This is a genomic window from Salipiger marinus (assembly GCF_900100085.1).
Classification (GTDB): Bacteria; Pseudomonadota; Alphaproteobacteria; order Rhodobacterales; family Rhodobacteraceae; genus Salipiger; species Salipiger marinus.
Genome location: NZ_FNEJ01000023.1, coordinates 34,494 through 55,541, shown reverse-complemented (window position 1 = coordinate 55,541; position 21,048 = coordinate 34,494). Strand labels below are relative to the sequence as shown.

The following is a 21,048-nucleotide window of genomic DNA, read 5'->3' as shown; positions in this document are numbered from 1 at the left end:
CGTCCCAAAAAAGAGGGCCCCGCAAGGGGCCCTCAGATCGCGCCACGGCTGAGCAGGCCCGCGTTATTCCGCAGGCACCGCCACGTCCTGCTCGAAGCCGAGCGGATGGGTGATCTTGTTCAGCATCTCCTTCGGGCAGACCTGCAGGAAATGGCCGCGCTCGCTGTCCCAGTGCTGCAGGATGTCCTGCGCGCGGCGGCTGCCGGTTTCACGCAGGTGGCGTTCGATCAGCCCGCGCAGTTCCGCTTCCCAATGGTCCACAGTCACCGGGCAGGTGACGAGGCTTTCCATGTTCATCAGATCGCCCGCCATGCCTTCGGGATCATAAAGATAGGCCATGCCCCCGGTCATGCCCGCGCCGAAATTGGCGCCGATCGGGCCAAGGATCACCGCGACCCCGCCGGTCATGTATTCGCAGCCGTTCGATCCGCAGCCTTCGACCACCACCTTCGCGCCGGAGTTGCGCACGGCGAAGCGTTCGCCCGCCTTGCCCGCCGCGAAGAGATAGCCATCGGTGGCGCCGTAAAGCACGGTATTGCCGATGATGGTGTTGTCCTCCGCCTTGAGCGGCGACATCATCGGCGGACGCACCACCACGGTGCCGCCGGACAGACCCTTGGCCACATAGTCATTGGCATCGCCCGACACCTCGATCTTCAGGCCCGGCGCCGCGAAGGCGCCCAGCGACTGACCCGCAGAGCCGGTCAGCTTCACATGCAGGTGGTCGGGCTGCAGCGCGTTGCGCATCCCGAACTTGCGCACGATATGGCTGGAGGTGCGGGTGCCGACGGTGCGGTGGGTGTTCTGCACCGCATAGCTCAGCTGCATCTTCTCGCCATCTTCAAGGAAGCGCGCGGCATCGCGCACGATCTCGGCATCCAGCGTGTCGGGCACCATGTTGCGCGGCTTGTCGCGGTTGTAGACGATGTCATCGGCGCCATCGACGCGGATCAGCAGCGGGTTGAGGTCGAGATCGTCCAGATGCTCCGCCCCACGGCTGACCTGCCGCAGCAGATCGGCACGGCCGATCACGTCATTCAGGCTGCGCGCCCCGATGGAGGCGAGGATCTCGCGCACCTCGGTGGCGTAGAAGGTGATGAGGTTCACCACCTTTTCCGCATTGCCGGTGAACTTGGCGCGCAGGCTTTCATCCTGCGTGCAGACGCCCACGGGGCAGGTGTTGGACTGGCACTGGCGCACCATGATGCAGCCCATGGCGATCAGCGCGGCGGTGCCGATGCCATATTCCTCGGCCCCCAGCATCGCGGCCATCACGATGTCGCGCCCGGTGCGCAGGCCACCATCGGTGCGCAGCGTCACGCGGTCGCGCAGCTTGTTCATCGCCAGAACCTGATGCGCCTCGGTCAGGCCCATCTCCCACGGCAGGCCCGCATGTTTGATCGAGGTGGCGGGCGACGCGCCGGTGCCGCCGTTATGGCCGGAAATCAGGATGATGTCCGCCTTGGCCTTGGCCACGCCCGCCGCGATGGTACCAACCCCGGAGGAGGCCACCAGCTTGACCGTCACCTTGCAGCGCGGGTTGATCTGCTTCAGGTCGTAGATCAGCTGCGCCAGATCCTCGATCGAATAGATGTCGTGATGCGGCGGCGGCGAAATCAGCGTCACGCCTTCGGTGGAATGACGCAGACGCGCGATCAGCTTGGTGACCTTCATGCCGGGCAGCTGGCCACCCTCGCCGGGCTTGGCGCCCTGCGCGACCTTGATTTCAAGCTCTTCGCAGTGGTTGAGATATTCCGCCGTCACGCCGAACCGGCCCGACGCCACCTGCTTGATCTTGGCCGAGGGGTTGTCGCCATTGGGTTCGGGCACAAAATGTGCCGGATCCTCGCCGCCCTCGCCGCTGTCGGACTTGGCGCCGATGCGGTTCATGGCGACGTTCAGCGTCTTGTGCGCCTCCGGGCTCAGCGCGCCAAGGCTCATCCCCGGCGTCACGAAACGCTTGCGGATGGAGGTGATGCTTTCCACCTCTTCCAGCGGCACGGGTTCTGCCAGCGGCTTGAAATCCAAGAGGTCGCGCAGATGGATCGGCGGGTTGGCCCGCATCGCCTTGGAATAGGTCTTCCACAGCTCGTAGCTGGCCTTGTTGCAGGCGGCCTGCAGCAGATGCATGTTCTGCGCGCCCCAGGCATGGGTCTCGCCGGACTTGCGCGCCTTGTAGAAGCCGCCGATGGGCAGCACGTCGCGCCCGCCACGGAAGCCAAGCCCGTGCACCTCTTCGGCCTTCTGCTGGATGCCATGCACGCCGATGCCGGAAATCCGGCTCAGCATGCCGGGGAAATATTCCGCCACCATGGCACGGCTCAGCCCCACCGCCTCGAAGTTCAGGCCGCCGCGATAGGAGGAGATGACAGAGATCCCCATCTTCGACATGATCTTCAGCAGACCGGCGTCGATGGCCTCGCGGTAGCGCGCGACATTGTCGGTCAGCGACCCGTCCAGCAGGCCACGGTCGATGCGGTCGGCAAGGCTGTCTTCGGCCAGATAGGGGTTCACGATGGTCGCGCCGCAGCCCACCAGCACCGCGAAATAATGCGGATCGATACATTCCGCCGAGCGCACGCCCAGCGAACAGAAGGTGCGCAGGCCCTTCTTGGTCAGCCACGAATGCACCGCCGAGGTGGCAAGGATCATCGGCATCGCCACCTTGTCCTCGGACTGGTGGTGATCGGTCAGCACGATGTGACCGCCGCCGGAGCGCACGGCATCCTCGGCCTCGGCCCGGATCCGCGCCAGCCCGTCGCGCAGCGCGCCCTCGCCGCCATTGGCGGGGAAGGTACAGTCGATTTCCACCAGACCGGCGTTGAAATGCTTCACCAGCTCGTCGAACTGCGTGTTGGCGACAAAGGGGCTGTCCAGCACGAGGATCTCGGTCTGGGAGGAGGATTCATCCAGCACGTTCTTGAGGTTGCCGAACCGCGTCTTCAGCGACATCACGCGGAATTCGCGCAGGGAGTCGATGGGCGGGTTGGTCACCTGGCTGAAGTTCTGGCGGAAGAAATGCGACAGCGGGCGGTATTTCTTCGACAGCACCGCCGAAGGCGTGTCATCGCCCATGGAGGCGAGCATCTCCTTGCCGTCCTCCGCCATCGGCGCCAGCGCCTGTTCCAGTTCCTCGATCGTGTAGCCTGCGGCGATCTGGCGGCGGCGCAGTTCGGATCCGGCAAACAGCGGCTTTTCCGACACCTTGCCCAGCACGTCGTCCAGTTCGACGATCTTGCCCACCCATTCGCCGAAGGGCTGGCTGGCGGCCAGACGGTCCTTGATCTCGGTATCGTGGTAAAGCTTGCCCTCTTCCATATCCACGGCGATCATCTGGCCCGGCCCAAGCGCGCCCTTTTCGCGCACCGACCCTTCGTCGACCGGCACCATGCCCGCCTCGGATCCCGCGATCAGCAGGCCGTCACCGGTCACGACATACCGCATGGGGCGCAGGCCGTTGCGGTCAAGCCCGCCACAGACCCAGCGGCCATCGGTCATGGCCAGCGCCGCCGGGCCGTCCCACGGTTCCATCACCGAGTTGACGTAGGAATACATGTCCAGCCACGCCTGCGGCAGTTCCACCGCCTGCTTGGACCACGCTTCGGGGATCAGCATGGTCTTGGCCATGGGGGCGTTGCGGCCCGCGCGCACCAGCACCTCGAACACCGCATCCAGGGCTGCGGAATCCGACGCCCCCGACGCGATGATCGGCTTGATGTCTTCGGCCATCTCTCCGAACGTGGCCGAGGCCATGCGGATTTCGTGGCTTTTCATCCAGTTGGTGTTGCCCTTGATCGTGTTGATCTCGCCGTTATGCGCCAGCATGCGGAACGGCTGGGCCAGCCACCATTGCGGGAAGGTGTTGGTGGAATAGCGCTGGTGATAGATCGCGAAGGCGGATTCGAACCGCGCATCCATCAGGTCGGGGTAGAACACCGCCACCTGTTCGGCCAGCATCATGCCCTTGTAGATGATCGACCGGCAGGACAGCGAAGCGATGTAAAGCCCGTTGATCCCCGCCGCCGTCGCCGCCTTTTCGATGCGGCGCCGGATCACATACAGTTCGCGCTCAAAGGTCTCTTCGTCGATGCCCTTGGCGTTGGAGATCAGGATCTGCTCGATCTCGGGGCGCGTGGCGTTGGCCTTTTCGCCAAGGCAGTCGACATTCACCGGCACATGCCGCCAGCCATAGATGTAATGGCCCATGCGCAGCACTTCGGTTTCCACGATGGTCCGGCAGGTTTCCTGTGCGGCAAAATCCGTGCGCGGCAGGAACACCTGCCCCACCGCCATCAGCTCGTCCTTGCGCGGCGCGTGGCCGGTGCGGTCGATCTGATCGTAAAAGAAGCTGACCGGGATCTGCACATGGATGCCCGCGCCGTCACCGGTCTTGCCATCGGCATCCACGGCACCACGGTGCCAGATCGCCTTGAGCGCGGTGATCCCCGCCTCGACCACCTTGCGCGACGGCTTGCCGTCGATGGAGACAACAAGACCCACGCCGCAGGACGAATGCTCGTGCTCGTCGCGGAACAGGCTGTTCTCTTCCATCCACTTGCGTTTGGTCTCTTCGGCGGCAGCCCAGTTGGCGTCGAAAGTGGTCATGGCTTGATACCTCCATGGCGGGGCCGTGATGCGGCCGGACTAGCGTGGTTCGGCGCGGCTGCGCCGGAATTTCTGGTGGCGCGGGTGCGCCGGTATTCTTCGGTCTTCGGGACCGGGGCTCAGGCCCCGTCGCTTTGCGATCCGAACATCGCGAGGCATTCGGAACGGGTCAGCCGGTCGTGCTGCCCGTCCAGCGCCCAGCTGTCCGGTTTCTTATCGGCAAAAATCTCGCGCTTCAGCGCAAAGCCATTGGCGTCGTCCAGCAGGCCAAGGCAGACCTCATAGGCCCCGGCACCGTCCACGCCTTTGTCGTAACGATACCACAGCACCGAACCGCAGGTCCCGCAGAACGACCGCGTCGCCCAGTCGGAGCTGCGGAAGCTGCGGATGTGCTCGGCGCCCTGCACGTCCAGATCGCCCTCGGCCACATCCGCCGCAAACAGCGCGGATCCCGCCCAGCGACGGCACTGTTCGCAATGACAGACGCCGAAGCTGCCCCAACTCGTCGCGGTGAATCGCACCGCGCCGCACAGACAATGACCGCTTCTGCGTGTCATGGCATGGACCTTTCCGGGTGCGGGTCAGCGGGGCCGACCCAGAGAAACGGACAGAGGCCGTGGCCTCACTCCGCGGCAATCGCCGCCGCGGACTGGAAATCCTTCAGCACCGCCTCGGCGCAGTCGCGACCGTCGCGGATCGCCCAGACCACCAGCGACGCGCCGCGCACGATGTCGCCCACGGCATAGACGCCGGGCAGCGAGGTGCGCCCGCTGGTGAATTCGGCCTTCACCGTGCCCCAGCGTGTCACTTCCAGCTCGGGGCAGCCCCAGAGCGTCGGCAGTTCCTCGGGTTCGAACCCCAGCGCCTTGATGACCAGATCGGCGGGTTCGTCATAGTCGCTGCCGTCGATCAGTTCCGGCGTCTGGCGCCCGGACGCGTCGGGCAGGCCCAGCCGCATCTTCTGCACCACCACCGCTTCGACCGCCGCGTCGCCCTTGAAGCCCTTGGGCGCGGTCAGCCATTCGAAGACCACGCCTTCTTCCTCGGCGTTCTGGGTCTCGCGCTGGCTGCCCGGCATGTTGGCGCGGTCGCGGCGATAGAGGCACTTGACCGAGGTCGCCCCCTGCCGGATCGCGGTGCGCACGCAGTCCATGGCGGTGTCGCCGCCGCCAATGACCACGACCTTCTTGCCCTCGGCGTTCAGCTCGCCGCTTTCGAACTCCGGCACGCTGTCGCCAAAATTGGCCGCGCGGTTGGAGGCGGTGAGATAGTCGATGGCCCGCACGATGCCGCGCGCACCCGCGCCCGGCCCGCCCAGATCGCGGGACTTGTAGACGCCGGTGGCGATGATGACCGCATCATGCTGCGACCGGATCTCGTCAAAGGTGATGTCCTCGCCCACGGCGCAGTTCAGCACGAAGCGCACGCCGCCCGCTTCCAGCTGGGCATTGCGGCGCATCACCACTTCTTTCTCCAGCTTGAAGCCGGGGATGCCATAGGTCATCAGCCCGCCCGCGCGGTCATACCGGTCATAGACCGTGACCTGCACGCCCGCACGGCGCAGCATGTCCGCCGCCGCCAGCCCGCCGGGGCCCGCGCCGATGATGCCCACGCTTTCGGGCCGTTCCACCGCCGGGGCAGCGGGGGTGACCCAGCCGTTTTCCCAAGCGGTGTCAGTGATGTATTTCTCGACCGAGCCGATGGTCACGGTGCCATGGCCCGACTGTTCGATCACGCAATTGCCTTCGCAAAGCCGGTCCTGCGGGCAGATGCGGCCACAGATCTCGGGGAAGGTGTTGGTGGACTGGCTGATTTCATAGGCTTCGCGCAGCCGCCCGGTGGCGGTCAGGTTCAGCCAGTCGGGGATGTTGTTGTGCAGCGGGCAATGGCTCTGACAATAGGGCACGCCGCACTGACTGCAGCGGCTGGCCTGTTCCGCCGCCTTCGCCGCCGCGAACTCGGCGTAGATTTCGTGGAAATCCTCCTTGCGCACATCCGCCGAGCGTTTCTCGGGCATGTCGCGGGCGATCTTCACGAATTTCAGCATGGGTTGCTTTGCCATGACGCCTTGTCTCCAAGCAGATCAGTCGGTGGCGCGTGTTTACTCAAAGCCGCGCCGGAAGAAAAGTCACTCTTACTGACCTATTATGCGTTTATTTTGGAGACACGCCCTCCCCGGTCGCGAAAATCGCGTCAAAATAGGTATCGAACCGGAACCATTTACCTCTTTTCCCCAGAAAACCAAGGGGATATAGCAGACGCCGATAGTCCCCCGGAGAGGCGCTGCGATGCCACTGTCCCAACTCATTATACTCGCCCTGATCCAGGGCATCACCGAATTTCTGCCGATTTCTTCCTCGGGCCACCTGATTCTTCTGCCGAATCTCACTGGGATGGCAGATCAGGGGCAGGTCATCGACGTGGCCGTGCATGTGGGCACGCTGTTCGCGGTGATCCTGTATTTCTGGTCCGACGTGCGCGAGGCTGCCATCGGCACCCTGCGCCTGCTTACGGGCCGTGTCGACACGCCCGGGGCCAAGCTGGCCCTGTGCCTTGCGCTGGCCACCGTGCCGGTGATCGTCGTGGGCCTGATCCTCAAGGTCACCGGGCTTGCCGACATGATGCGGTCGGTCGCGCTGATCGGCTGGACCATGCTGATCTTCGGCATCGTGCTGTGGTGGGCCGACCAGAAGAACCCCGAAATCCGCACCGAAACCGACTGGAGCTTCCGCGACGCGGTCCTGCTTGGCCTGTGGCAGGCGGTGGCGCTGATTCCCGGCACCTCGCGGTCGGGCATCACCATCACCGGCGCCCGCTTCATGGGCTACACCCGGCATGACGCGGCCAAGCTGTCCATGCTGATGTCGATACCCACCATCATCGCCTCCGGCACGCTGCTGGGGCTGGAAGTGGTGGAAACCGCCAACCGGCAGGCTGCGGTGGACGGTGCCATTGCCGCCGGATTCGCCTTCATCTCGGCGCTGCTGGCGCTGACGCTGATGATGCGGCTGCTGCGGTCGGTCAGCTTCACGCCCTATGTGATCTACCGGGTGATCCTTGGCATCATCCTGCTGGTCTATGCCTATGGCTATGCCGGCTCAGACGCGGTGATAGGGGCTGCCGGCTAGGATCGAGGCCGCGCGGTACAGCTGCTCGGCCAGCATCACCCGCACAAGCATATGCGGCCAGACCATGGCGCCAAAGGACAGCGCCATGTCTGCCTGAGCCCGAAGCGCGGGGTCGATCCCGTCGGCCCCGCCGATGACAAAGGCCAGATCCGGCGCGCCCTCGTCGCGCAGCCGGGCCAGCGTGTCGGAAAATTCAGGCGAGCTCATCACCCGCCCGCGTTCGTCCAGCACGCAGATCTTGGCACCGGACGGCAGCGCGCGGCGCAGCAGGTCGGCCTCTGCCGCCATGCCGCCGCCCTTGCGGTCCTCCACCTCATGCACAGTGACCGGGCCAAGCGCCATCGCCCGCCCGGTTCGGTCGAACCGCTTCAGATAGTCGTCGATCAGATCGCGTTCGGGGCCCGCCCGAAGGCGGCCCACCACGCAAAGATGCACCCGCATGACGAAAGGTCAGGCCGGGTTCTGGGTCACCTTGCCCATCGGCATCCACATCTTTTCCAGCTGGTAGAACTCGCGCACCTCGGGACGGAACACATGGACGACCACATCGCCCGTGTCGATCAGCACCCAGTCGCCGGTTTCCTGCCCCTCGATCTTCGAAGGGACACCCAGCTCGTGCTTGAGGTCTTCGACCAGCTTCTGCGACAGCGCAGACACCTGACGGGACGAACGCCCCGAACAGATGACCATATGGTCGCAGACAGACGTCTTGCCGCGCAGATCGATCTGCACGACCTCTTCGGCCTTGTTGTCGTCAAGGCTCCGCAAGATCAGCGCAAGAATGGACTCGCTGGTGACCTCGGGTTGGGTCAGCCCGGTCATGGGCAGGCCCGCATCAGCGGCAGTGGCCGCATCGGCAGTAAGTGACAGGACATTGTCCTCCTTCATGACACGCGCCGAATGTCACCCCGGCGCAGGGCATGGGAAAAAGATAACACCGCAAGGGCCATATCTCAACGGCAGCCCGGACAAAGCCTCCGGCTGCCGCCCCATGGGATTGATCTGACTTGATTTCCTTTTTTCCCAAACCGCCGCAACCGCCGCGACTCGGGCCCGTTTTGCGCCCCTTTCGCTACCGGATCCGGTCCGACAGCCAGCGCAGCAGCGCGTTTTTCTGTGGCCTCAGCAGTTCCAGATGCAGGATGCGCGGCTTGGGCGCATCCGACCACAGCAGTTCCGACGCCTCGAACACCCGTTTGTTGAACTGCGGCGGGAAGACGTAGAATTTCACCTCCGACCGCCACAGCACCTCGCGGAACGAGGGCTGGTCGATCCCCATGCCGGAGACGGCAAAGGTTTCGGCCCAGTCGCGGAAGAAGTCCAGCACGGCGGGCGTCTTGCGATACAGCAGCACGCCGGTGTTGATCTCGGGGAAGGTTTCGGGCAGGTCCAGCGCGATCTTCTTCAGATGGCGCGGGCGGTGCCACAGGATCACCTGCGCGCCGCACATCTCGTATTTGTCGAGCAGATCGAACAGCGAGGACAGATCGGCGCGCACCAGCGTGTCATTGTCCAGAAACAGCGTTTCCTCGAACGGGCTTTCGCCCAGCACGTTGACCTTGGGCCGTTTCAGCCCCTCGGGGATATACAGCGCCTGATCGAATCCGCTCACGTCATCGCCCGGCTTGCACCAGATCGCGGTGCCCAGTCCGGGGTTGGACCGTTTCACGCTGGCCGCAGACCGGCGTGCCACGTCAACATGGTCGCGGCCCCAAGCCACATAGACCACGCCCCGTTGGCTCTGCCTGTTCTGCGTCATGCCATTCTCCGCTGCTGCCCCGCACATAGGCGCGTGCGGCGCCCGTGTAAATCCGTAGCAGCGGCGGCTTGCAAAGCGCGGCATTCCCGCCATGCTGCCCGGAACGGAGGAGCCAGCCATGATCGCCATCATCTTCGAAGTCATCCCCGCCGAGGGGCGCCGGGACGAATATCTCGATATTGCCGCCACCATGCGCCCCATGGTGGAACAGGTCGAAGGCTTCATTTCCGTGGAACGGTTCGAAAGCCTGACCAACCCCGGCAAGCTGCTGTCCATCAGCTTTTTCGAGGATGAGGCCGCCGTGGACCGCTGGCGCGCGCTTTCCGGTCACCGGGGCGCGCAGCGGCGCGGGCGCGAGGGCGTGTTCAGCGATTACCGGCTGAAGGTCTGCCATGTGCTGCGGGATTACGGCATGTTCGACCGCGACGAGGCCCCGCAGGACAGTCTGGCCGAACATGGCTAGGGGTCAGGGGGCGGGCGTTCCGCCCCCCTTCAGGCTCAGATGCCCGATTTCACGATGGCTTCGGCCAGAACCGGCACGGTGGCGCTGTTCAGCCCGGCGATGTTCAGCCGCGAATCACCGACCATGTAGATGCCGTGCTTGCTGCGCAGCGTCTCCACCTGTTCGGGCGTAGCCCCCAGCCGCGAGAACATGCCGCGATGCTGCGCCAGAAAGCCGAAGCGGTCCGACCCGGACAGACGCTGCAGTTCCGAGGCCAGCTGTTCGCGCAGGCCCAGCATCGACAGCCGCACCTCTTCCAGTTCCGCCATCCAGTCGGCCCGCAGCTCGGGATCGGTCAGCACCATGCCAACGAGCCGCGCGCCATGATCCGGCGGGAACGAGAAATTCTGCCGGTTCAGGTAGTTGAGCGTGCCTTGGTTGAGCTTCTTCGCCCCCGCATCCCGGCTGACCGCCATGAGCAGGCCCGTGCGTTCGCGATAGATGCCAAAATTCTTGGAGCAGGAGGCCGCGATCAGGCATTCCGGCATCTTCGACGCCATCAGCCGCACGCCCGCCGCATCCGCATCAAGCCCGTCGCCAAAACCCTGATAGGCGATGTCGATCATCGGCGTGCCTTCTTTTTCAAGAAGCAGATCCGCCACGGCCTTCCACTGCGAAATGTTCAGGTTGGCGCCGGTGGGGTTGTGGCAGCAGCCATGCAGCAGCACCACGTCGCCCGGCAGCACCTGATGCAGATCCGCGATCATACCGACAAAATCCACGCCCCGCGTCTCGGCGTCGAAATAGCGGTAGGTCACCACTTCCATGTCCATGTGCTTGAGGATGGACAGATGGTTCGGCCATGTCGGGTCAGAGACAAAAATCCGCGCCTTGCGGTTCGCCATCCGGATCATGTCGAACCCCTGACGCACCGCGCCGGTGCCCCCGGGGGTGGCGGCGGCAGCCACGTTTTCACGCGGCACGGCATCGCCCAGCACCAGATCCACCATGGCATCGGCAAAGACCGGATCGCCCGCAAGCCCGGTATAGGTCTTGGTGGTCTCACGCTCCCACAGCTGCTTTTCGGCGGCCTTGATGGCGCGCATCACCGGCGTGTTGCCGCTGGCATCCTTGTAGACGCCGACGCCAAGGTCGATCTTCTGCTCGCGCGGGTCTTCGCGGTAGGCCTGCATCAGCATCAGGATCTTGTCGGCGGGTTGTTCCTTGAGGGTCTCGAACATCAGTCCTCTCCGGTGGCGACGGGCAGCGTGGGGAATTGCCCCCACTCGCTCCACGACCCGTCATACAGGGAATGGTCGCTTTTGCCCATGCGGGTCAGGGCAAGGTTCAGAATGGCGGCGGTCACGCCGGACCCGCAGGAGGTAATCGCCGGCTTCGACAGGTCCACCCCTGCGGCCAGAAACACCTCGCGCAGGGCCTGCGGCGGCTTCAGCGTGCCATCCGGAGCCAGCAGCGTGGCAAAAGGCACGTTGCGCGCGCTGGGAATATGCCCCGACCGCAGGCCGGGCCGCGGCTCCGGGACCTCGCCGCGAAACCGCGGCGCCGCGCGGGCGTCGATGATCTCGTGATCGCGCAGCTTGGAGGCGGCAGAAACCTGCGTGACATCCTTCACCAGATGGTTCTGGCGGCGCACCATCATGTGCCGGTCGCGGATGACGGGCGGCATGTCCTCGACCTCACGGCCCTCGGCCTGCCATTTGGGAAAGCCGCCATCCAGCACGGCCACGTCATCCTGCCCCATCAGCTTGAACAGCCACCAGACGCGCGCGGCGGAAAACAGCCCCGCGCCGTCATAGACCACCACCTGATGGCCGTCGCCCACCCCCATGGCGCGCATCCGGGACATGAACTTGTCCACCGGCGGCACCATATGCGGCAGGTCCGAGCGCAGATCGGAAATCTCGTCAATGTCGAAGAACCGCGCGCCGGGAATATGGGCGGCGTCATATTCGGCTTTCGGATCGCGACCCGATCCGGGCATGTACCAGCTGGCGTCCAGAACCCGCAGATCGGGATCCTTCAGGTGCTGCGCCAGCCAGTTGGTCGAAACCAGCGTCTTGGGATCGTCAAGGGCCATGAGCTCCCCCCGGGCAGTCGGCATCGCCCTGTCTCTAGTCGGGGAACCCCGCGCTGACAAGGGCGCCGCCGCTCACTCCGCCGAGGACTGGGCGATGATGCCCACCAGCAGAAGCCCCAGCCCGCCCCCGGCAAGCCCGCCCAGCGCCTCGGCGGCCACCCCCGCCTCGCCCGAGCCGATCAGCAGCGCGCAAAGCCCGCCAAGGCCCCCGCCCACGGTGCCCGACATGGCATCGACGGTGCGGCCCTGACTGAGCCGCGGCCACAATGGTCCGCACAGCACGATGGACACCGCGCCGACGATCATCCCGAAAAACATGCGTAAATCCCCCGATCACGCAGAAATCCCGCGGCAGCCGCGGTCGGGCGCTGCTTATTCCTTCCAACAGGAAAGACAATCCCCGCCGCAGAAAGCTGACCGGATCTGTGGCAATTCTCCGCCGGTCAGCCGCCCTGCTTGAGCAGGCGCTGCTTCTGGCGGTTCCAGTCGCGCTTGGCCTCGGTCTCGCGCTTGTCGTGGTTCTTCTTGCCGCGCGCGATGCCGATCTTCAGCTTCACGATGCCCTTGTGGTTGAAATACATGACCAGCGGGACAAGCGTCATGCCCTTGCGCTGGGTCTCGTTCCAGAGCCGCGACAGATCCTTCTTGGACACCAGCAGCTTGCGCCGCCGCCGTTCCTCATGCGGGAACATCGCCCGGGTATAGGGAGCGATATAGGAGTTCACCAGCCAAAGCTCGCTCTCCTCCACCGCCGCATAGCTCTCGGCCACATTGGCGGAGTTCTCGCGCAGGCTCTTCACCTCGGACCCGGTCAGCATGATGCCGCATTCGAGATCGTCCTCGATGGCATAATCGAAACGCGCCCGCCGGTTCTCGGCGATGATCTTGTAATTCGGGTCGGACTTTGTCTGTGCCATGATGGGCTGACATAGGCTGCGCACGCGTCCCTGTCCATACGGGGCGCGCGCGCGGATGGTGGGGCCGAGGGGGCGCTGCCCCCGCCGCGCGTGCCGCGCGGCCCCCCGGGATATTTGAAGCCAATGGAAACCACGTCCGCGCTTCCAGCGGCCCCAAATATCCCCGCCGGAGGCATCCGAGGCCGCCACACACGCGGCGGCGGGCATCCGGGTGCCGCCGCCGCGTCGGGTTTGCCGAGCCTCAGCGGCGCGCGGTCGGCTGTTCTGTCGCGCGGGGCGGCGGCAGGGCTGCCGATCAGCGCCGCGGACCCGCCGCCACGCGGTAGCCCTGTCCGGCATGGCAGCGTTCGGAAAAGGCGGTGGCGCGCCCGCGCGAGGTGGCGACCTGCATCCGGCAGCGGTCGGGCAGGCTGTTCAGGCGGATGCCGTGCTGGCGCAGGCAGCCTTCGGCCAGAACGTGATCCGTGCGCGCGCCAGACACCGCCAGCAGGCAGGCGCGCGGCAGCAGGTGGCGGGCGGCGGGCTGCGGCGCGTGCGGGCGCCCGATCACCCGGGGAAGCGGCTTGTGGCGGTCGTCCAGATGCGGCTGCCACGGGCGCGGCAGATGCGGTGCGGCGGATCCGTGGGGATGCGGCGCGCGGCCTTGCCAGCCGTCGTGCCGGTCCTTGCGGTCTTTGTCGTCGTCCTTGTCACGCGCGTTCTGGATCGCCTTGCCCAGCACAAAAAGCGTGGCGGCCACGCCCACGGCGCGGGCGATGTCCTGTTCGTCGGCGCGGACCGGGGCGGGCAGCGCCACGGCCAGCGACAGCGCCGTGGCAAGAACGACAGAGATGAAGGTTCGGGACATGGGAAAGCTCCTTGAAAGGGGATCGTGCGGCAGCACCGCACCCTGCCCGAGCCTTGGCCAGCTCGTGAAAACGGGCAATATCCCCAAAGTGTTATCGGATAACCGCGCCCTGTCCGGGCTTCGCTATTGATTTGTGCGGGCCGCGCGATCAGTGTCGCGGCATGAAACCCATGGCCTGCGCGCTTTTCCTGCTGACCGTCCTGCCCGCTTCGGCGGCACAGGCAGCCTGTTTTGTCGAATACAAGGCCAAGCAGGACAACCCGCTGCGCCTGCATTACGGCATCTCGACCCTGCCCGGGGCGGCCTGCCCGCCCGCCAATGCCGCCGCAGCCCAGATGGAGATCCGGCTGGACCGCAACGGCTGGACGCTGCTGAACGTGGTGCATCTGTCGGCAGAGGAACCTTCTGCCGAGAAGAAGGCGAATGCCGGTGACTTCTATCTCCGCTACTGAGGCGCGCCGCGCCGGAACCCGGATCGTGGTCTTCGGGATCGCGGCCATCGTGGCGCTGCTGATGGCTGCCGGGGCCGGGCTGCTGCTGACCCTGCCCGATGGCAATGCCTTCAACGCGCGGGTGGAGCGGATTTTTGTCGAGAATGACACGCTGACCGCGCCCTCCGAGGTCCGGCTGCTTGAGATTCTCGCGCAGTCGGGCACCGCCTTTTCCGAAGTTCTGGTCAGCTACCGGGTGGTGATCTTCGTGCTGCTGGTCTTTGCCACGGCGCTGCTGGTGGCGGCGCTGGTGTTTCTGGTCATGCTGGTGACGCTGAACCGGCGCATGGCGCAGATCGAACGCGCCGGGATTCAGGTCAATTCGCTGCTGATCTCGCGCGAGGAGAACATGGTCTATCTCAACACCATGGGCTTCAAGCTGACCGAGGCGATGATCGAGACGCTGACCGTTCTGGCCGAGGCGCGCATGGATGACGAGATGATGACCGGCGCGCAGATCGAGGCGGTGATTTCCGGGCGCGATGCCGCCGACTGCGACGAGGCCGCAGGCGCCACCCGCATCAAGCGGCTGCGCGACGGGCTGGGCAACCAGATCGTCAGCGAATTGCTGGTCAAGAACATCACCCGCCGCGGCTACATGCTCGCCATCGACAAATCGGTGATCGCGCTGGTCGGAGCCGCAGAGGCGAGGCCGGGCCTTTCCAACAGCGGATGACGCCGCAAGGCGGGGGCGCTGCCCCCGTCCGCGCGGGCGCGGACTCCCCCGGGATATTTGCGGTCAGAAGAAGCCTGCGCCATTTATTTCGGCAAAACCCTTGGCAATGCCGGGCAAACAGGCGAATTCTGCCGCAGACCGGCCCAATGGGATTGCCGCGACTCGCGCCCTTCCTTACCGCATGGTCAAAAACCGGCCAGACATAACAGGGATGGGTCTGATCATGACGACATGGACACGCGGCGGCCCGGGGCTTACCCGGCGGCGGATGCTGATGGGCACGGGCGGGGTGGCGGCGCTGGCGGCGTTTGGCGGTCTGCCGACGCGGCTGCGGGCGCAGGCCCCGGTGCGGGTGGCGGGCATCTATACGGTGCCGGTGGAACAGCAATGGGTGAGCCGCATCCATCTGGCCGCCGAAGCCGCCAAGGCGGCGGGGCAGATCGAGTACAGCTTCACCGAAAACACCGCCAATACCGATTACCCCCGCGTGATGCGCGAATATGCCGAAAGCGGCGCGCAGCTGATCGTGGGCGAGATCTTTGGCGTGGAGCAGGAGGCGCGCGAGGTGGTGCTGGATTATCCCGACACCGCCTTCCTGCTGGGCTCCAGCTTTCCGCCGGATCCGGCCTATCCGAATCTGGGCGTTTTCGACAATTACATTCAGGACGCCTCTTACCTTTCCGGCATCATCGCGGGCGCCATGAGCGAGACCGGCACCATCGGCATGGTGGGCGGCTTTCCCATCCCCGAGGTCAACCGGCTGATGCATGCCTTCATGGCCGGGGTGCGCGAGAGCAAGCCCGAGGCGGCGTTTCAGGTGAGCTTCATCGGGTCGTGGTTCGATCCGCCCAAGGCCAAGGAAACCGCCTTTGCCATGATCGAAGGCGGCGCCGACCTGCTTTATGCCGAACGCTTCGGCGTGTCGGATGCGGCGCAGGAACGCGGCGTGCTGGCCATCGGCAACGTGATCGACACGCAGGCGGATTACCCCGATACCGTGGTCGCCTCGGCGCTGTGGCATTTCGAGCCGACCCTGCAGGCGGCGCTGGCCAAGGTGGCCTCTGGCAGCTTCGCGGCAGAGGATTACGGCATCTATTCCTTCATGAAGGAGGGGGGCTGTTCGCTGGCTCCGCTGGGCACGTTCGAAGGCAAGGTGCCGCAGGCGGCGCTGGATCTGGTGGCCACGCGCGAGGCGGCGATCCGGGATGGCAGCTTTACCGTCGAGATCAACGATACAGAGCCGACCTCTTCCTGATGACGCAAGACCATGGGGCGCAGGACATTGTCCTGCGCCTGACCAACATCACCAAGCGGTTCGGCGCCCTGCTGGCCAATGACGGCATCAGCCTTGCGCTGCGGCGCGGCGAGGTCGTGGCGCTGCTGGGGGAGAATGGCGCGGGCAAGACCACGCTGATGAACATCCTCTTTGGCCATTACACCGCCGATGAGGGCGAGGTGGAGGTGTTCGGCCAGAAGCTGCCCCCCGGCCTGCCGGGCGCGGCGCTGCGCGCGGGCGTGGGCATGGTGCATCAGCATTTTACGCTGGCCGACAACCTGACCGTGCTGGACAACATCCTGTTGGGCACCGAACCGCTGTGGCGGCTGTCGCTGGGGCGCGGCGCGGCGCGGCGGCGGGTGGCGCGGCTGTCGCAGGAATTCGGGCTGGCGGTCGATCCCGACGCGCGGGTGGGCGCGCTGTCGGTGGGCGAACGCCAGCGGGTCGAGATCCTCAAGGCGCTGTATCGCGAGGCGCGGATCCTGATCCTTGACGAGCCGACGGCGGTGCTGACCCCGCAGGAAAGCGAGGCGCTGTTCGACACGCTGCGCCGGATGGTGGCGCAGGGGCTGTCGGTGATCTTCATCAGCCACAAGCTGCACGAGGTCATGGCGGCCTCGCAGCGCGTGCTGGTGCTGCGCCATGGCCGGCTGGCGGGAGAGGTGGCGACAGCCGACACCAGCCGCGAGGCACTGGCGGAGATGATGGTGGGGGCAGAGATCACCCCGCCCGCGCCCAGCCCGGCGCGCCCCGGCGCGGTGCGGCTGCGGCTGGCGGGCGTGGTCACGCCGCCGCAGGGCACCCGCCCCGGGCTGCGCGGCATCGATCTGGATCTGCGGGCGGGGCAGATCCTTGGCCTTGCGGGCGTGTCGGGCAACGGTCAGGGCGCGCTGGCCGACCTGCTGTCGGGGCTGGAGGCGCCGCAGGCGGGCCGGATGGAACTGGACGGCGTGCCGGTGCGCCAGTGGTCGCCGCGCGCAGCGCTGGCCGCCGGGATCGGGCGCATCCCCGAAGACCGGCACAGGACCGGCACCATCGCGGATTTCAGCCTGACCGAAAACGCCGTGCTGGAAACCTATGCCCGCCCGCCCGTGGCGCGGCGCGGCCTCATGGACTGGCGCGCCGCCCGCCGCGCGGCTCAGGATCTGATCGAGGCCTACGACATCCGCTGCCCCGGACCCGAGGCGCGCATCCGCCTGCTGTCGGGCGGCAACATGCAGAAGCTGATCCTTGGCCGCGTGCTGGAGGCGGGCCCCGTGGTGATCCTTGCCAACCAGCCGGTGCGCGGGCTCGACATCGGCGCGGTGACCTATGTGCAGGACCGGCTGATCGCGGCGCGGGATGCGGGCGCGGCGGTGCTGCTGATTTCGGAGGATCTGGACGAGGTGCTGACGCTGTCGGATGTGGTGCGGGTGATCTGCGACGGGCGGCTTTCGCCGGAATTTCCCCGCGGCAGCAAGACACCCGCCGAGCTGGGGCAATGGATGGCGGGCGCGGGGGTCGATCATGCGGCTTGAACCCATCGCCGCGCCCTCTCTGGCGCGCAGGCTGGGCCTGCCCGCGCTGGCGCTTGCCGCCACGGTGCTGGTCGCCTCGGCGCTGGCGATGCTGGCGGGGGCCGATCCCTTGGCCACGCTGGGGCTGATCCTGCAGGGCGCCGTCGGCAGCAAGTTCGCGGCGCTGGAAACCCTGAACCGCGCGACGCCGCTGATCTTTACCGGGCTGGCGGTGGCGGTGGCCTTCCGCGCCAAGCTCTGGAACATCGGCGCCGAGGCGCAGCTTTACGCGGGCGCGCTGCTGACCGTGGTGGTGGGCACGCAGGCGGGCCTGCCCGGCCCGCTGGCGCTGCCGCTGATGGCCGGGGCGGCGGTGCTGGCCGGGGCGCTGGTGCTGCTGGGGCCGGTGCTGCTCAAGACCCGGATGGGCGTCGACGAGGTGGTGACCACGCTGCTGCTGAATTTCATCATGGCGCTGCTGATCTCTTACCTGCTGGAGGGGCCGCTGAAGGATCCGATGGGCATGGGCTGGCCCAAATCCCCGGCCCTGCCCCGCGACGCGCGCCTGCCCCGGCTGGCCGAGGGGCTGCGGCTGCACTGGGGCTTCGCGCTGGCGCTGATCTGTGCGGCGGGAATCTGGCTGATGCAGACCCGCACCACGCTGGGATACGAAATCCGCGCCGTGGGGCTCAGCCCGCAGGCGGCGCGGTTTGCAGGCATCCCGGTGGGCCGGGTGCTGGTCAAGACGGCGCTGATCTCGGGCGGGCTTGCCGCCCTTGCAGGCTTTTCCGAGGTGGCGGGGCTGAAGGGCAACCTGACCGCCGATCTGTCGCCCGGCTTTGGCTATACCGGCATCATCGTCGCCATGCTGGCGCTGCTGCATCCCTTGGGCGTGGTGGTGTCGGCGCTGTTCGTCGCGGGCATCTTCGTGGGCGCCGACAGCATGTCGCGCGCGGCGGGGGTGCCCACCTACATCGCCGACATGCTGCTGGCCACGGCGCTGCTGTTCATGGTGCTGGCGCTGCTGCTGACACGGATGCGGGTGGTGCGCGGATGACCGAGCTTTTCGACATCCTGATGCAGGCCAGCTTCTGGGCCGCCGTGCTGCGCATCGCCTCGCCGCTGATCTTTGCCACCATGGGCGAGCTGATCTGCGAACGCGCGGGCGTGCTGAACCTCGGGATCGAGGGGATCATGGTGATCGGCGCCTTTACCGGCTGGATCGCGGTCTATGCCGGGCTGGGGCTGTGGCCGGGGGTGGGCGTGGCGCTGCTGGCGGGCATGGCCTTTGGCGCGCTGCATGCCACGCTGACCGTGCCCTTCGGCCTGTCGCAGCATGTGGTGGGGCTGGGCATCACGCTGCTGGCCACCGCCACCGCCTCCTTCGCCTACCGTCTGGCCCTGCCCGAGGTCACGAGCCCGCCCCGGATCGAGCCCTTCGCGCCGCTGCACATCCCGGGCCTGTCGGATCTGCCATGGCTGGGCGAGGCGCTGTTTTCCCAGACCGCGCTGACATGGGCAGGCTTTGGGCTGGCCGGGATGGTGGCCTTCGTGCTCTACCGCACGCCGCTGGGGCTGGCGCTGCGCGCGGCGGGGGAAAACCCGCAGGCGGTGGCGGCGCAGGGCCTGTCGGTGACCGGGCTGCGCATGGGGGCGGTGATCGCCGGATCCGGGCTGATGGCCGTGGGCGGCGCCTTCCTGACCATGTCGGCCTTTTCCAGCTTCTTCTTCGAGATGGTGAACGGTCGCGGCTGGATCTGCATCGCGCTGGTGGTGTTCGGCGCGTGGCGCCCGGGCAAGGCGCTGCTGGGGGCGCTGCTGTTTGCTGGCTTCGACGCGCTGCAGATCCGCATGCAGCAGACGCCGCTGGGACAGGTGGTGCCCTATCAGGTGTTCCTGATGGTGCCTTACCTGCTGTCGATCCTCGCGCTGATCCTGATGTCGCGCCGGGCCGAGATTCCCGCCGCCCTGATGACCCCTTTCAACCGTGGAGAGCGCTGATGGCCAGCTTTGACCTTCTTGTGACGGGCGGCACCCTGCCCGATGGCCGCGTGCTGGACATCGGCATCACCGGCGACCGCATCGCCGCCATGGGCGACCTGTCCGGCAGCGACGCGGGCGAGGTGATCGACGCGCAGGGCGATCTGGTCAGCCCGCCCTTTGTCGATCCGCATTTCCACATGGATGCGACGCTCAGCTACGGCACGCCGCGCATCAACGCCTCGGGCACGCTGCTCGAAGGCATCAGCCTCTGGGGCGAACTGCGCGATCAGGCCACGGTCGACGAGATGGTGGACCGCGCCCTGACCTATTGCGACTGGGCCGTGTCGCTGGGCCTGCTGGCGATCCGCACCCATGTGGACACCACGCCGGACCATCTGAACACCGTCACCGCCATGCTGGAGGTGCGCGAGCGGGTGAAGCCCTATCTCGACCTGCAGCTGGTGGCCTTTCCGCAGGACGGCTTCCTGCGCAGCCCCACCGGGCAGCAGAACCTGCTGCGCGCGCTGGACATGGGCGTGGACGTGGTGGGCGGCATCCCGCATTTCGAACGCACGATGGAACAGGGCGCGGCCTCGCTGACGCAGCTCTGCGAGATCGCCGCCGATCGCGGCCTGCCGGTGGACATCCATTGCGACGAAACCGACGACCCGCTGTCGCGCCATATCGAAACGCTGGCCTATGAGGTGCAGCGGCTTGGCCTGCACGGGCGGGTGGCGGCCAGCCACCTGACCTCCATGCACTCCATGGACAATTACTATGTCTCCAAACTGCTGCCGCTGATCGCCGAGGCGCAGATCGCCGCCATCCCCAACCCGCTCATCAACATCGTGCTGCAGGGGCGGCATGACAGCTACCCCAAGCGGCGCGGCCTGACCCGGGTGCGGGAGATGCAGGCGCAGGGCATCCGCGTCGGCTGGGGGCAGGACTGCGTGCGCGACCCGTGGTATTCGCTGGGCACCGGCGACATGCTGGACGTGGCCTTCATGGGGCTGCATGTGGCGCAGATGACCTCGCCGCAGGACATGGCGCGCTGCTTCACCATGGTGACCGAAGACAATGCCGCCATCCTTGGCCTGCCGGACTACGGGCTGGCACCGGGCAAGCGCGCCTCGCTGGTGGTGCTGGATGCGGGCGATGCCGTCGAGGCGCTGCGGCTGCGTCCCGACCGGCTCTGCGTGATCTCCAAGGGCCGGGTGGTGTCGCGGCAGGCGCGCAACGACGCGCGGCTCGGCCTGACCGGGCGCCCGCAGACGGTGCGCCGCCGCCACACGCTGCCGCCACACTGACCGGCGGCGCGCCCCTTCATCTT

Annotated in this window: 20 protein-coding genes; 9 read left to right on the top strand and 11 right to left on the bottom strand. The window is 66.5% G+C overall.

The genetic code is table 11. The features are described 5' to 3' along the window. Positions 1–63 precede the first annotated feature (63 nt). The 3 genes from gltB to BLR51_RS20960 all read right to left on the bottom strand — a co-directional run bounded on the left by gltB (position 64) and on the right by BLR51_RS20960 (position 6,667). Positions 64–4,605 (bottom strand): glutamate synthase large subunit, encoded by a 4,542-nt coding sequence (gene gltB / locus BLR51_RS20970; RefSeq protein WP_089850648.1) that lies wholly within the window; start codon positions 4,603–4,605, stop codon positions 64–66. 119 nt (positions 4,606–4,724) lie between these two features. Next, positions 4,725–5,162 (bottom strand): GFA family protein, encoded by a 438-nt coding sequence (locus BLR51_RS20965; RefSeq protein WP_165616890.1) that lies wholly within the window; start codon positions 5,160–5,162, stop codon positions 4,725–4,727. Between the two features lie 65 nt (positions 5,163–5,227). Continuing rightward, positions 5,228–6,667, bottom strand: a complete 1,440-nt coding sequence (locus tag BLR51_RS20960; protein WP_089850645.1) for an NAD(P)-dependent oxidoreductase — start codon at positions 6,665–6,667, stop codon at positions 5,228–5,230. Between the two features lie 226 nt (positions 6,668–6,893). Between BLR51_RS20960 and BLR51_RS20955 the strand changes: the two genes are divergently transcribed. Continuing rightward, the gene (locus BLR51_RS20955) at positions 6,894–7,733 is read left to right on the top strand and encodes an undecaprenyl-diphosphate phosphatase (RefSeq protein ID WP_089850643.1); all 840 of its coding nucleotides are present in this window, start codon (positions 6,894–6,896) and stop codon (positions 7,731–7,733) included. Here BLR51_RS20955 and rlmH read toward each other — a convergent pair. The 3 genes from rlmH to BLR51_RS20940 all read right to left on the bottom strand — a co-directional run bounded on the left by rlmH (position 7,704) and on the right by BLR51_RS20940 (position 9,492). After that, positions 7,704–8,174: a 23S rRNA (pseudouridine(1915)-N(3))-methyltransferase RlmH gene (rlmH, locus tag BLR51_RS20950; RefSeq protein ID WP_089850641.1), complete on the bottom strand. Its 471-nt coding sequence runs from the start codon at positions 8,172–8,174 to the stop codon at positions 7,704–7,706. The two genes, BLR51_RS20955 and rlmH, sit on opposite strands and share 30 nt — an antisense overlap. A gap of 9 nt (positions 8,175–8,183) precedes the next feature. Next, complete coding sequence (gene rsfS / locus BLR51_RS20945; RefSeq protein WP_089850639.1) at positions 8,184–8,621, bottom strand: ribosome silencing factor; 438 nt, start codon at positions 8,619–8,621, stop codon at positions 8,184–8,186. 184 nt (positions 8,622–8,805) lie between these two features. Beyond that, on the bottom strand, positions 8,806–9,492 hold the full coding sequence (locus tag BLR51_RS20940) for a glycosyltransferase family protein (RefSeq protein ID WP_089850637.1): 687 nt from the start codon (positions 9,490–9,492) through the stop codon (positions 8,806–8,808). 118 nt (positions 9,493–9,610) lie between these two features. Here BLR51_RS20940 and BLR51_RS20935 point away from each other — a divergent pair, with 118 nt between their 5' ends. Further along, positions 9,611–9,955, top strand: a complete 345-nt coding sequence (locus tag BLR51_RS20935) for an antibiotic biosynthesis monooxygenase family protein (protein ID WP_089850636.1) — start codon at positions 9,611–9,613, stop codon at positions 9,953–9,955. Between the two features lie 35 nt (positions 9,956–9,990). Here the strand turns inward: BLR51_RS20935 and BLR51_RS20930 are convergent, their stop codons facing one another. The 5 genes from BLR51_RS20930 to BLR51_RS20910 all read right to left on the bottom strand — a co-directional run bounded on the left by BLR51_RS20930 (position 9,991) and on the right by BLR51_RS20910 (position 13,796). Next, the gene (locus BLR51_RS20930; protein WP_089850634.1) at positions 9,991–11,175 is read right to left on the bottom strand and encodes an amino acid aminotransferase; all 1,185 of its coding nucleotides are present in this window, start codon (positions 11,173–11,175) and stop codon (positions 9,991–9,993) included. Then, positions 11,175–12,032, bottom strand: a complete 858-nt coding sequence (gene sseA / locus BLR51_RS20925; protein ID WP_089850633.1) for a 3-mercaptopyruvate sulfurtransferase — start codon at positions 12,030–12,032, stop codon at positions 11,175–11,177. Before sseA ends, BLR51_RS20930 begins: the two co-directional genes overlap by 1 nt. 72 nt (positions 12,033–12,104) lie before the next feature. Next, the gene (locus tag BLR51_RS20920; protein ID WP_089850631.1) at positions 12,105–12,350 is read right to left on the bottom strand and encodes a hypothetical protein; all 246 of its coding nucleotides are present in this window, start codon (positions 12,348–12,350) and stop codon (positions 12,105–12,107) included. Between the two features lie 125 nt (positions 12,351–12,475). Further along, on the bottom strand, positions 12,476–12,949 hold the full coding sequence (gene smpB, locus BLR51_RS20915; protein WP_089850629.1) for an SsrA-binding protein SmpB: 474 nt from the start codon (positions 12,947–12,949) through the stop codon (positions 12,476–12,478). A 295-nt stretch (positions 12,950–13,244) separates the two neighbouring features. Beyond that, a complete protein-coding gene (locus BLR51_RS20910; RefSeq protein ID WP_089850627.1) occupies positions 13,245–13,796 on the bottom strand; it encodes a hypothetical protein in 552 nt (183 codons plus the stop codon). 161 nt (positions 13,797–13,957) lie between these two features. Between BLR51_RS20910 and BLR51_RS20905 the strand changes: the two genes are divergently transcribed. From BLR51_RS20905 to BLR51_RS20875, 7 genes are all read left to right on the top strand, one after another. Beyond that, positions 13,958–14,248: a hypothetical protein gene (locus BLR51_RS20905; RefSeq protein WP_089850625.1), complete on the top strand. Its 291-nt coding sequence runs from the start codon at positions 13,958–13,960 to the stop codon at positions 14,246–14,248. Further along, positions 14,220–14,963, top strand: a complete 744-nt coding sequence (locus BLR51_RS20900) for a winged helix-turn-helix domain-containing protein (protein WP_089850623.1) — start codon at positions 14,220–14,222, stop codon at positions 14,961–14,963. Before BLR51_RS20905 ends, BLR51_RS20900 begins: the two co-directional genes overlap by 29 nt. A 223-nt stretch (positions 14,964–15,186) precedes the next feature. After that, positions 15,187–16,218, top strand: a complete 1,032-nt coding sequence (locus BLR51_RS20895; RefSeq protein ID WP_089850732.1) for a BMP family protein — start codon at positions 15,187–15,189, stop codon at positions 16,216–16,218. Next, positions 16,218–17,756, top strand: coding sequence for an ABC transporter ATP-binding protein (locus BLR51_RS20890; protein ID WP_089850621.1), 1,539 nt, complete (start codon positions 16,218–16,220; stop codon positions 17,754–17,756). The genes BLR51_RS20895 and BLR51_RS20890 overlap by 1 nt, the downstream gene beginning before the upstream one ends. Continuing rightward, positions 17,746–18,792 (top strand): ABC transporter permease, encoded by a 1,047-nt coding sequence (locus BLR51_RS20885; RefSeq protein ID WP_089850619.1) that lies wholly within the window; start codon positions 17,746–17,748, stop codon positions 18,790–18,792. The genes BLR51_RS20890 and BLR51_RS20885 overlap by 11 nt, the downstream gene beginning before the upstream one ends. Then, positions 18,789–19,736 carry an ABC transporter permease gene (locus tag BLR51_RS20880; RefSeq protein ID WP_089850617.1) on the top strand — a complete coding sequence of 316 codons (948 nt, stop codon included), beginning with the start codon at positions 18,789–18,791 and terminating at the stop codon, positions 19,734–19,736. The genes BLR51_RS20885 and BLR51_RS20880 overlap by 4 nt, the downstream gene beginning before the upstream one ends. Further along, positions 19,736–21,025 carry an amidohydrolase family protein gene (locus BLR51_RS20875; RefSeq protein WP_089850615.1) on the top strand — a complete coding sequence of 430 codons (1,290 nt, stop codon included), beginning with the start codon at positions 19,736–19,738 and terminating at the stop codon, positions 21,023–21,025. Before BLR51_RS20880 ends, BLR51_RS20875 begins: the two co-directional genes overlap by 1 nt. The last annotated feature ends 23 nt before the right edge of the window (positions 21,026–21,048 follow it).